We start from the raw sequence: 12342 nt of genomic DNA, 5'->3' as shown, positions 1-12342 counted from the left end.
TAGAAAGGGAGGGCTTGTCCGTGATGGATAGGCCCTCCCTTAATCATATATGTATTAACGCATATTCTATGCGCATATCTTTTTTTTATCCGTGTTTCTCAGTACTTGACCAGTCAAGCAGGAAGTCATATATACTCATTATCTGTATGCCGTTTTCGTCGCTCCACTGCTTGGTATGTTCTCCCACGATCAGCAGTTTGCGGAAAGAGTCATCTACAAGACGCAACGACCGTTTCTCCTGTTCCATCTTTTCTGCATCGGGCATACGCCACGCCGACTGGATGTAGATCCGCTCGCTCCCTTTGTTGCAGACAAAATCCACTTCCAATGTCACCCTCTGCTGCTTTCCTTCCGTATTCCTCACTCGATGATAGACGTTACCCACATCCACGAGCCATCCTCGCATACGCATCTCATTGTAGATGACGTTCTCCATGATATGTGTCGGCTCGCTCTGACGGAACGACAGAATAGCATTCCTCAGACCTACGTCCTGATAATAATACTTGGACAACGAACCTATGTATTTCCGTCCTTTGATGTCGAACCTTTCGGATTTTTCGATAAGGAAAGCATCCTGCATATATTCCAGATAAGCCGACACTGTCTTGTCGGTTATGCTCTGCACATTGCTTACGGACTTGAACGTATTGGCTATATTCAGTGCATTGACAGGTGCTCCTATACTGGATGCTACGGTCTTCGACAATTCTTCAAATTCAGGTCTCAGTTCTATGTTGTTCCGCTCGTAGATGTCACGTAGATATACCGTGCGATAAAGGCGACGCAGGAAATCAGCCTTCTTCTCATCCCCAACCTGTGTAAGTAGTTGCGGCAAACCTCCGTACAGTCTGTATTCAGCCCAACCGTCTTCTTTCGAACCATCATACACCGTCATGAACTCCTTGAAGGATAGTGGCCACACATGTATCTCGTCACCTCTGCCTCGGAATTCCGTCACCAGGTCAGAGGACAGGAAACGCGAGTTGGAGCCTGTGACATACACATCCGCCCCTTCGGTAACTGACAAGGAAGAGAGCACCTCTACAAAGTCTTCCACCTCCTGCACCTCGTCGATGATGATATAATAAGTCTCATAGTCAATCATCATCTTTTCCACCCAGTCCAACAGGTAGTCCGGGTTCTTGAACTCTCTGTTCTTCCTACTCTCCATGTCGATGACGAGAATATGGTCTTCTCTCACGCCCTCATCCAATAGATGCTGATGAAAGAGTTTCTTCAGAAGGAACGACTTGCCTGAACGTCGCAATCCTGTGATTATCTTTATGAGCCCGTTGTTCTTTGAACGGCTCAACTGTTCTATGTATCTATATCTGTTTACTATCATATTTTACGAAAAACTGTCACTTGTGACACTTTTTCGGAGGCAAAGTTATATATTTTATCCTAAATCAAAGAAAGAAATAAAGAAAAATGCACTAAAAATCAATGATTTTCCTGTTTTGTAGTGTCTATTCCACTTGCCGATGCCCATTTTTCTTTGCAAAGTTACTGCCCGGGCGAATGGTCAAGTACCGCCATGCTAACAGGCAGAGGACTGAACGACAGCTTTCCGCAAATCAAAGATTTGGGTATTTCATTAACTCCTCCGTCTGTTTTCTTGCCTTATCGCCCTCATTCCGCAGTCTTTTGATGCACGAAAAATCAGTTCCCGACAAGAGGAGCCGAAAGGCTTCAAAAGGAGGGAAGAAAAACAAGTTGAACAAATAATTTCTTTGCGTATGGAATTACACAGATTATCAGAAAACGAGCAGGCATTTGTCGAGTGCTTCTCACGGTTCGTAAACGGTCAGATGGGGTCAGCCGCCAAGGTAGGCAATGCCCTTGCAGATGACCATCGCTATCTTATCAACGAAAAGGGCAAGGTGGTGTTTGCCTTCTTGGAACGCCTTGCCAACGACTATCAAAAAGGTCGTTATGACCAGCGTGACGAGTGGGTGTGCCGATTGGCAGCAGAGGCCATCGAACACCTTGTAGAGAACAGAATGTATTACAGAACACTTAACAACGATTGACTATGGCAAGCAGATTGATTACACCCGTATTGGAGGAGATACTGAAATCCTATCCTCTGTATTCACAGGACGGCAAAGGCAAGGATGCCGTTTGTGTGGCAATATTCTTCATCGGACACGTCCGTTGGTTCGTACTTGAAGGACAGCCGGAAGGTAACGACACCACGTTGTTCACCATCGTATGCGGTCTGCATGAAACGGAGTATGGCTATACCTCCGTCAATGAAATGGAGAGCGTAAAGGTGGATGGCTCCAAATATGGAGTGGACGAGATATTTCAAGTGGAGCAGTTGGACGGCTTCAAGCCGGTGAAACTGAAGAGCATTCCAGACGAGGATTTACAAGCATTCCTTCATAATATGGAATGACCCCAAATTAAATCAGCCGCAGGGACATTACTCCTTGCGGCTGACTATTGTTAGTACCTACTATGAGTAGTAAAGCCTACGATTAGTATATACTACGATACTACTCTCATCTTCGGAAAGCGGACTTGGCAACGTGCTCCTCTTGTACCTCTTCCTTCTGGTACTCCTCCATGTCAAGCAGTTGCTCATACGCAGAGCTGATGTTTGCGTCCATAGAATGGTTGTGGCTGAAAGGGAAGGTATGCTTCACAGAGAGTCCTGCATTGGTCACAGTCCCCACATCCAGGCTATCCTTATCCTTGTTATATTGCAGGTTCAGCAAACCACCATTCGGCATTTGGAATATCGGCATTTTTCGCTGCGCCAATTCCGAAAACTCTTCGGCGGTCATCTCCCTCGCCACAGCCTTCACGTCCTCACTGGCACGTCCTATGCCATAGCGAGTGATATGGTCACGCACTTCTTGCTCCGTATGCTTCAGGAACACCTCATACGTACCGCCGACACTCCCGTTATAGACCACTGCAAAGTCCTTGTCCTCTATTAGCAGGTCATCGCCTCTGTTCTGGCACGGCTTCCTGTAGGTCTGCTCCTCGTCCATGCCGTTCCCGTCATAGTATTCCTTGGCAAGCGTCAGCAGTCCTTGATAGTCACCTTTCTCCTTTAGCTTATCCAGTTCCGATGTGTCATCCGTTGATTGGAGATAGGCGATGGAGGCATAATAGACGTTTTCTTTCGATTGTGAAGGCTCTGTCAGGCTTTTGTACTGGGCAAAAGCCTCCTGATAATTGGTGTCAAGGTCTTTGCCGTGGTCGTAAGGAACAGAGAGTTTCACTTCCAGACCGTTACTCGTCGGCACAGCAATCTTTACAGAGTCCTCCTTCTCATGATGCTGGATATATACAGCAGAACCATTATATGCCAAGACTGCATGGTCGCCGTCATCTATGGATAGATAACTTTTCCCTTGCCCGTTTTCCTGCTCAGCCTTTTTCTCCTGGTCTATCTCCATAGCAATCTTGTCGATATGCTGCGTGAGCATTGAGGTAGCTTTTTTCACATCGAGTAGCGTGGTCTTGATGAACTGCGGCGACTCCTTCAGCGAATCCAGCCAAGACTTCAAATAGGCAGCCGAATCTCCTTTCAGATGCTTTGTCATGCCATACCGCTGAGCGGTCAGCGCAGCCGTCAGTTCTGCCACCAGTTCCTCGCGTGCATACTCTGCCGAGCCGAAGGTAGCGGGCTTGATGCGGTCTAACTGTCCCTCCGCACCCGTGGAGTGTCCCATCTCGTGGAAAAGGTTCGAGTAGAAAGACTCCCCATCCTTGAACTGCCTTTTCTCAGGCATCACAATCTCATTCTTGCTGATGGAGAAATAGGCGGAATCACCGAACATCGGTTTGATGGGACATATCCAACGGTTGTCCGCTATCATCCTATCCACGGGTTCAAAGGCAAACTGCTCGTCCTTCTCTACCTTGGGCATCGAGTATTCCTGTTCCAGTTTCTCCCAAAACTCTGGTCTGACCTCCTTCAGGTTGGTCTGCGCCACATTGAAGACATGGTAAGTCTGAAGCTTTGGATATACATTGTACTTTTCGCGCTCTTCCTGAGAGAGCAGTTTGTAGTCCTCCCACTTGATGTGTTCCTTTGTTTCCTTATTGACCACCGTAAACGTGGTGAGCATCACGGGGAAAGAATGCTCACCTTTCAGTACTGACACACGGGGCTTCTGTTCCTCGTCTTTCTTGCCAGTTTTGTTAAACTGCTGTATGCGGTCGAAGGTACAGAAGCGAGGAATCTTGTAACCCTCCTTCTCGCAATGCAGGAGCAACATCATAGCGTTCATGCCATTATATTCTCGTCCGTTCAGGTTTTTCGGCCATTGCAACGCACCTTCAGTAAACCAGGGCTTTTTCCATCCGTCTTTGCCCGACAGCGACTGAATACGCTCAATCATCATATCGGCAAACAGGTCGAGTGCCTTGTCTTCGGCACTCGGACCTTCCTTAGCATAAGGCTTTCCCATAGTCAATTAACCATTATAGGGCTGCGGAACATATTCGCTCATTTCAGACACTCGGCAGGAGAAGTCCAGTTTGTCATTGAAGACACTGACAGACAATGCCCCTTTGATGTTCGCTTTCACGCCTGGTTGCAGCCATGCCTCGCATTTGCCATCGAATAGGAAGAAACTTACCCAGATGTATTCAAATCCGTCCTGTACTTTCTCTGCGCTGAAAGCGGAGAACTGGCAGTACGGCACACCATTCTTGTCCGTCTTGTCCTCAATGCTCTTGCCCACCTTGCCGCGGAACTCCATCACGCCCTTGATGCAGTCCTCTGCCTCGTCAGGCTGGTGGCTGATGCTGCTTGCCGACAGGTTGAAATAAAGGACATCGCCCCATTTTCTTGGTACCAATACACCGGCTACCTCAATGCGTTCGCCGATGTTGCAGCTGCCCACCTCCGTCAGTGTCCCATCTTTGATGACCGACACCTCGATGGTCTTGTTAATCCCGCTCTTCGCTGGAATGACTACGTTCATGGCAAAGCTCACGAATGCCTTGCCCTCCTTGTTCGTGCGGCAGGTCGCAGCCTTGCTGACCGTTCCGCACACTGTTACATTACATTTGATCATTGCTCGATACTATTTGAATTATACATATCCATCGTCCAAGTGAAATGTCTTAGCAATGACAATAATCTCTTTTCAATCATCATATACTAGCGCACGTATCAGTTCATAGACTATCCACGCTGCTATGATAAGTTGGAAGCCGAGATAGATGATGGCCACGGTCTGACCGAAAAGCCATTGGGTAAGCATGAAGTGTCCTGCCACAGCTACCATACCCACCAGCAATGTACACAGATGACTTGCTATCCTTTTCATTTCCTTTGCAGATTTTGTTGTTGACTCTCAGCCTCCATCCCTTGCTCGAAGTTCTGCGAAGCCTGCTGTGTCGCCACGATGCCTGTCACCATTCCCGCAATCTTCGTCCGTTTGCTTTCTTCCGACAGATTGGCATTGCCCAAAATGAGCGACAGGCGGTTCATCTCCGAGGAGGTCAGTTCACGGTCAATCTTCACCGTACCGCTCTCTGCATGAAGCACAGTCTTGCCGTTCTCACCCACAGTAATGGTGCATTGCCTCATGCCTGGAACAAGCGAGGTCAAATCTACGAGCCGGTTGGCTGCCATGGCAGAGATAAGTCCTTTTTGTCGTTCCTCATCATTGCTGTCAATCTGCGCTGCCAACATCATCAGCGACATGAAGGTGGTCATCGCCATGTCGAGTATAGGGTCATTCGTTCCCGAAATGCCCACGCCGCTGTCCTCCGAGGAAAGGATTTTCTTCATCCAGTCCTCCGACGAAACCTTCTGCTCCTGTGGCGCATTGCTCTTGTATTTTGCCAACAGGTCATTGCCGTTATGCAGGGCCTGTAGCTTGATGTTGCCTTTCTGTCCGATTTCTGCCAGATAAGCGGCTGGATCCATATCCCTTTTTGAGCCGTCAGCCGATACACTCTTCACTCCGAAATGCAGATGCTCGCCAGTGGTTCTGGTGCCGGTATTTCCCGACACCCCCAACTTCTGACTGGCATTAACCACGTCACCTACCTTTACTGCTATGTCAGACAGATGCAGGTAGGAGCATTGCACCTTGCTGCCATCCTCACGGCTGTATTCCACGGTGACGGATTTCCCTCCTGCCGTGTTCGCATTATGGTTCACCGCCACCACCTTGCCGCCGTTCTCCGTGGCCAACACCGCCTCATGGTTCGTCTTGATGTCAATGCCCTTGTGCATCTGCTGCTTGGTGGCATCCATCGGATCCTGGCGATTGCCGAAAGGCGAGGTGATGAAGAGAAACTCCTCTCGCTCCACAGGAAAGGAATACCCGGCAGACTGCGGTACATGGGCAGCAGGCATTTCTCTACGAGGATTATTCTCCACCCCGAACGACCGACCTTCTGCCCGCATCTCAGCCATCACCTCACTGTCATACTTGTCCAGTCCGTTGGCTTCAATGATGCGCTGCAGACTTGCAGCATAACCGCCGCCCGTGGCATAGCCGGCACGCTCAATGCCCTTCGTCCATCCCTTGTAGTCGTCAGGCGACAGCGTGAAGCACTGCGCATAACGCTTGTTCTGCTTCAGGAACTGCGAGTGATGCTCATAACTGTCACCCACGCTTTTGTACTTACAGAATTTCTCGTTGGGCCTATCATCCGTATAGACTCCATACTCTCCGCCATTCTTCAACCACGATGCCGTAGCCTTGATGCCAAAGTGGTTGTTGCATTCGCGCGACAGTTGGCTCTGTCCGTTGCTGCTCTCCAGTATGGCTTGCGCCAAGATGACGGAGGCAGGAATCCCATACATCCGCATCTGTTCTTTGGCTTCCTCCGCATATTGTGCGGCATACGCTGCGTTCTTTCCCATAAGCCTATCTCCTTAGACTGGTGTGTTGTTCTGTTTCTTGACTTTCCTGTGCCATCTGCTTTCCTGTCTCTTTTCCAGGTGACACCATCTCCGTAATTCCACGCTTCGATGATGTTGTCTGCTTCGGCATTTCCAACTGGTCACAGATGGCCACCCGTTCACCAGCACGAATGAGCTTCGGCAGATAGGTGTCGAGGGCATGATATGGGAATCCTGCCATTGCCAACGGCTTGCCTTCATCATCCTTGCGCCCATTGCTCTTTGTCAGCGTAATACCCAATATTTTGGATGCCTTCACCGCATCATCCTTGTAGGTCTCATAGAAGTCACCGCAGCGAAACAAAAGAATGGCATCAGGATGCTTCTTCTTCAAGTCAAGATATTGTTGGACAAGGGGAGAGACAGCAGCCTTGACAGCCTTTTCATCCTTCTTTTCTTCTTTCTTTTCCTCTTGTTTCTTCTCTTCCCTTTGTTCAGAGCTTTTATCTTCCTTAAGTACCACTTCCTTCTGTTCATCATGCTTATCGACAATTGCCGTCTCCGCTTGCTTCACCTCCGTCGCTTCTTCCTGCTTCTCTTGTGTACTTTGCTCGACATTGTTGTCTTTCTGCAATACATCAGCAAACAGCGAGGCGGCAAGGTTCTGCTTGTAGGAATCCCTGTCAGGAGCCACCCACAATCGTTGCCATTGTGACGGACTGACACTTCTCGGCTGCAACTTCTTGCCGTCAATAGTGGCTGCACACAGGCATTCGCCCGATTTGGCACGGAATACTGCCACACGCTGGATGCGGTTCAAATCAACCTCCTGCTCATTACCTCCGAAGATGTCCACCTTCAGGTCGGGTTTCGCCTCTGCCATAGCATAATACTTCTGTGCCAGTTCCTCACGCACACGCTCGATGTTGTCCATCGACTGCTTCAAGGTGGTGAAGAAATGATTGAGGTCTCCTTTGTCGGGATAGACGGCAAAGCCCTCCTTACCTTCGGGCTTGATGTACAATGCCCACCGCTCCTTGTCATCCTTTACCAACTGCACATTGTCGAAACCGATGTCACGGCTGTGGGTTACGGCCTCAGAAGCATCCAACGAGGATAGGTCTTCGATAGACCAGTTGCGCAGTCTTGATACCGTGATTTTCTTGTCGGCGAAATAACTGTCGTCGGGACGGAAGCCCAAGGCTCCGTCGGGATTGTAGAAACGCACGTTGTCATAACCCTCTTTCTGCAAGGCATTGGTGAAGCGTTGCTTGTTCATGCCCTTGATCTCGTTGTTCACCTCCAACGATGCACCCTGTGGCAGCACCACATCGGCGGTCTTGCTGGCATCATCACGCACGATGACCACAGTACGCTGCTCCTCGTTGGGATGCTGCTTGATTTCGTCTGCTACGAAGTAGTGGTTGGGCAACTGCACCTGTATCTGCGCCGTCTCTCGCTGATGCTGGTCGGTGGCATACTCCACCTTTTCACCCAGTTCGGCTTTCTTCAACACCTTCAGCGCACCGTTCACCTCACTCTCGATGGCATCAATCAGACAAGGGTCTTCCTTCAGTTCCCTCGTCCAATAGTCCACCATGCTAAGGCTGTCCTTTGACAGACGGGCAGGCAGTCCCAGTTCGAGCATCTTCACGCCCGAAGCTATCTCAGTGATGAGTCGTTCCTTCTTCACGGCATCCTCCGACGGGGCTTTGCCGTTCTTCATGACCATGCCCTCACGTGCCAACCGCTGCTGATGACCGGTGGCAGACACCAACTGACGCATCATCTCCTGTACATAGTCATTGTAGTGCTCGAAGTCACGCTGCCGTGGCAGGTAGATGACATCCTTCTCGGTGTCGTAGTGCGCCACACCCGTGCCGTCCTGACGTACATTCACGAGGTTGTCCTTCATCTTCTGAAGGAATCCGTTGACGCACCCATGCAGCTGCTTGTCCTCCTTGTCGCCATAACCTCTATCCTCCACCGTGCCATCCTTCTTCAATGCCGTAGTGTAGGCTGTTTCGTTAGCCATAGGCAGTAGCGTCTGGTCGATATTGAACAGCACACGGATCTCACGGTTTTTCACTCCCTTGTACTGCTGTTTGTCCTGTTCCGACAGTTCTGCGTATGCCTCCTTGGTGATGACATCGTCGGGATTGTTGCGGTTGACGTACTTATTCCAATTGTAATACAGGAACGGCACACCTTTCTCATGCTCCCTCACGCTCTCACCCCGTGCCTTCGCTTCGGAGAACTGCGTAAACAGATTGCTCTTGCAACCCTTGGCATCGGAGTCAAGGGCAAGGACAAGGGCATTGAACGGACTGACCGAAAAGCCCTTGGGATAGAGCTTCGGATAGAGTTTGCCGCTTGCATTCAACCAATGTCCCTTGGCATCCACCGCACTCGTCAGTGCCTCAGTGAGCAGCGACACCTGCTTCTCCGCCGTCCGCTTCTCAAATTCTGATTTCTCTTTCATGCTTTTATCTTTTTGTTTATCTCAATCACATTCTATAATTGGCTTACCAAGCCACCGTTCCCGACAATTTTGTTGTCGGGCTTCACTGTATTCCCCTCGGTCGCACCACGCTCTCCCGTGCCTGCTCTTCGTACTGCATTGCTGCCATCTGTCGCATCTGGTCGTTCTTGGCAAGTATGGCGTTAGCCAATGTATTCAGCGGCAATGCCCCCGACTGATGCGCCCCAATCACACTGTCAGGCAGTTGAATGGTACAAGGCACATGGTCAATGTTGGCAACGAGACACCGCCCTTGCAGCATCGGGTTGCTGATACGAGGATTGAGTGGTTCATCAGGATATTGGCGGTACTGAATGCGAGATGCAGCAGGACTAACTGTAGGTGCAATGCCTTCCTGCTGTTTCCTGCCCAGCACCTCATGTCCCGCTTTGTTGAGCAGATTGGCACCTCCCATACCCATCAACAGCATCTTCAGTATAGGATTCTTCACGAACATTCCAGCCACGATAGAGGCCAAAGGAAGGAGGCTATTGTCCATATTCAGCGATTTTGTCTTGCCAGTGAACAGTCCCACCAGTACATCGGGCAGCATCGCCAACACATAACCAAGGTTCTTGCCGATGTCTGAAAAGCCGTTCAGTCCAAAACTCTGCAACAGCCCGTCCCATCCATTTTCGTTTGTTTGTAAGGCTGTTTCCTCCTGCTGGACTACAGATGGTGTTGCCTCTTCAGTCGATGAATCAGGAGTTTCTTTCGGTTCTGCCTTCTTCTCCTTCTCAGCCTCTGCATCCAGTCTCGCCTTAACCTCCAGATACTCGTCTTCCTGTCCAGGCGCAACTATCAAGGGCACATCCTTGTACTTGCCTGTACGTTTGGTTGCTTCGTTTCTCTGAGGGTCAAGGAACGTACCTTTGTTCCAAGGAAAAGAGGTCTGCTCGGTTTGTTTCGTCCAATCCATAAAAGTGATATTGCTCGTGGGAATCTTGTTCTTGAAATGGCTGTTGGTAGCCTTGATATAGCTGTTCTCGTGGTTCTTGATGACTTTTGCCTGTTTGCGGAATGAGGCGAAGACGTTGGTGCCCGTACCGAAAACTCCCTTGCTGATACACTCCTCGACACAGACCTCTTGGCTGCTACCTTTCTTGCTTAGGTGCTCCATGCCGACATTCATCACCATATCGATACCGACAAACTTGGCGAAGGTTGCCCATGAGCCAATCCCTCCCATGGCCACGACATCGGCACCCGCTCCGGCTGCCCATCCCGCTGCCTTCTCTGTTCGAGAGGGCTTATAGGCTGCCTCTCCTTTGGCTTCTATCTCTGCGGCAAGGGGTGACTTGTTCAGTTCGTAGGGCAGACCGAACAGACTGCTTTGTGCCGCCTTGCGGATGATATAGTCGGCAGAAGATGTTGGCATACGGTCTTTCACCATTTTTTCTATCATCAGCTGCTCCATGCGGTGATCGATATAGGCGTATGCCAAATCACAACCGAGTTGTTTAGAGAGTGCATCGTACCGCTCTCGTCCTATCTCCGTCACCACCGCCTTGCGCCATTCCTCAGCCATCACGGCAAGGTCACGCTGCATATCCTTGTTGCCGACAATAGCCTCCTTGCACATCGCCAGATAGTCTTCGGTGGTCTTGCTGTTCCACTTGCCTGTAATCTTCAGCGTGGCGTATGGGTCATCACCAGGCATATTGGCAGTGGCCAATGAGCGTAGGATGCCAGCCGTACTGTTGGAGTAGGCTCGCATCTCGTCTGCCTGTCTGTTGGACAAGTCCCGTTGCACCCTGCCCATCACGGGGGCAAGGTGACACCCGAAGTAGTCGCCCATCAGACGCTCTATCTCTGCGAATCGCTGACTGTTCTTAACTGCCATATACCTTGTTTATATATTATACTGCTGTAATATCTGTTCCTTTGTCTGCTCGATGGCATTGTGATATATCTCCATCTGCTTAGGATAGTGTTCCTCCAACCATGCGTCCTTGTCCACTTGGCAGTGGATGAACTGCACGGCCATACGTTCCTCAATCTCCACGGAGGGTTCCCCCTCTTCCTTACCATTGAACCATGCCTTTGTCCACCATCTCACGCCAGCCCGGTCGGGATAGACGCTCACTATCCTCGGAATGTCGAAGCTCTGGATATCCACGTCCAAGTCGGCAAGAGGGTCGATGATGCCGTCATGCGTCAGGGCTTGCTCTTGGAGTTTTTTTTTAACACCTCGTCCATCGTGGAGAGATATACCTGATGTCGCATGGCAAGATAGTTGAGAAAGTCGGCAATGAGCAGGTTCTGCACCTTAGTCGCCAAAGGCATACAGCGGTTGCCGATGCCCAAGGGATTAGCCATGCTCGGCATGGTCTCGTAGAAATAATGCTTGCTCGCTCCCAACGAGAAGATGTTTCTCAACGACTGCTCCGTATGTTCGGGCAGAGAGTATGCTCCTTGTTGAAGGTCCTCGAAGTAGGAGGGAAGGAAGCGGAGCATCAATGCCTCTATCTCCTGACGGTCGGTGTCGTAGGGTGAAGGGATGTTCATGTCCAGTTCATTGATGCCCATTTGGGAATTGTGCTCCAATGCCTTGATATTGCCGTAGAGCATGGTGAGGAACTCCAACGGATTGATTTCCTCTCCGTCAAACCTCACCTCCATGTGCAGCAGGTCGCCACTGATGGCGATGGTCTGACCGGCCTTGACGCTTTGGGAGAAGTTGGCGAAGACATTGGAGAGATGCCTGTAAGTCACTTCGTATTTGCCGTAGCGGATGGTCTGGTAGATGCCATGCTCCGCGTCCGACCCAATGGCAGAGACGGTTCCCGTTGCCACCGCCGACAGCAGGTAATGGTTCACTGAGAAGTCTATGCCGTGATGGAAGAATGTTTCTCCCGTCACGGGATTTTTCTGCTCTCCGTAACCCAAGGACATCTGCACGTCCTGCTTTATAGGCTCCTCAAACGGCATACAGTAGCCGCTCGATGAGCGCAGTATCATTTCTTCTGTATATCTCATATCACTGTAT

Annotated in this window: 11 protein-coding genes; 2 read left to right on the top strand and 9 right to left on the bottom strand. The window is 50.2% G+C overall.

Going from position 1 to position 12342, the window contains the following annotated elements; genetic code table 11:
- Nucleotides 1–85 precede the first annotated feature (85 nt).
- Nucleotides 86–1348, bottom strand: coding sequence for an ATP-binding protein (locus ACDC99_RS12950; protein ID WP_005816273.1), 1263 nt, complete (start codon nt 1346–1348; stop codon nt 86–88).
- Between the two features lie 394 nt (nt 1349–1742).
- Between ACDC99_RS12950 and ACDC99_RS12945 the strand changes: the two genes are divergently transcribed.
- Nucleotides 1743–2036: a hypothetical protein gene (locus ACDC99_RS12945; protein WP_005816271.1), complete on the top strand. Its 294-nt coding sequence runs from the start codon at nt 1743–1745 to the stop codon at nt 2034–2036.
- 2 nt (nt 2037–2038) lie between these two features.
- Nucleotides 2039–2404, top strand: a complete 366-nt coding sequence (locus ACDC99_RS12940; RefSeq protein ID WP_005816269.1) for a DUF2958 domain-containing protein — start codon at nt 2039–2041, stop codon at nt 2402–2404.
- Between the two features lie 106 nt (nt 2405–2510).
- Here ACDC99_RS12940 and ACDC99_RS12935 read toward each other — a convergent pair whose 3' ends face one another.
- From ACDC99_RS12935 to ACDC99_RS12900, 8 genes are all read right to left on the bottom strand, one after another.
- A complete protein-coding gene (locus ACDC99_RS12935; RefSeq protein ID WP_005816267.1) occupies nt 2511–4433 on the bottom strand; it encodes a zincin-like metallopeptidase domain-containing protein in 1923 nt (640 codons plus the stop codon).
- Nucleotides 4434–4439: 6 nt separating this feature from the next.
- Complete coding sequence (locus ACDC99_RS12930) at nt 4440–5045, bottom strand: hypothetical protein (RefSeq protein ID WP_005816265.1); 606 nt, start codon at nt 5043–5045, stop codon at nt 4440–4442.
- Nucleotides 5046–5117: 72 nt separating this feature from the next.
- Nucleotides 5118–5300 (bottom strand): hypothetical protein, encoded by a 183-nt coding sequence (locus tag ACDC99_RS12925; RefSeq protein WP_005816263.1) that lies wholly within the window; start codon nt 5298–5300, stop codon nt 5118–5120.
- Nucleotides 5297–6853, bottom strand: coding sequence for a glucosaminidase domain-containing protein (locus ACDC99_RS12920; RefSeq protein WP_005816260.1), 1557 nt, complete (start codon nt 6851–6853; stop codon nt 5297–5299). The genes ACDC99_RS12925 and ACDC99_RS12920 overlap by 4 nt, the downstream gene beginning before the upstream one ends.
- 4 nt (nt 6854–6857) lie before the next feature.
- Complete coding sequence (locus ACDC99_RS12915; RefSeq protein ID WP_005816257.1) at nt 6858–9314, bottom strand: MutS N-terminal domain-containing protein; 2457 nt, start codon at nt 9312–9314, stop codon at nt 6858–6860.
- An 82-nt stretch (nt 9315–9396) separates the two neighbouring features.
- Nucleotides 9397–11196 carry a hypothetical protein gene (locus ACDC99_RS12910; RefSeq protein ID WP_005816255.1) on the bottom strand — a complete coding sequence of 600 codons (1800 nt, stop codon included), beginning with the start codon at nt 11194–11196 and terminating at the stop codon, nt 9397–9399.
- 9 nt (nt 11197–11205) lie between these two features.
- Nucleotides 11206–11478, bottom strand: a complete 273-nt coding sequence (locus tag ACDC99_RS12905) for a hypothetical protein (protein ID WP_007897422.1) — start codon at nt 11476–11478, stop codon at nt 11206–11208.
- Between the two features lie 32 nt (nt 11479–11510).
- Entirely contained in the window at nt 11511–12332 is an 822-nt protein-coding gene (locus tag ACDC99_RS12900) for a M23 family metallopeptidase (RefSeq protein ID WP_005816253.1), read from the bottom strand.
- Between the last annotated feature and the right edge of the window lie 10 nt (nt 12333–12342).

The sequence above is a fragment of the Prevotella pectinovora genome, assembly GCF_041323955.1.
Lineage (GTDB): Bacteria > Bacteroidota > Bacteroidia > Bacteroidales > Bacteroidaceae > Prevotella > Prevotella pectinovora.
Note: the sequence above shows the minus strand (reverse complement) of the source record. Positions and strands in the feature narration are given on the sequence as shown.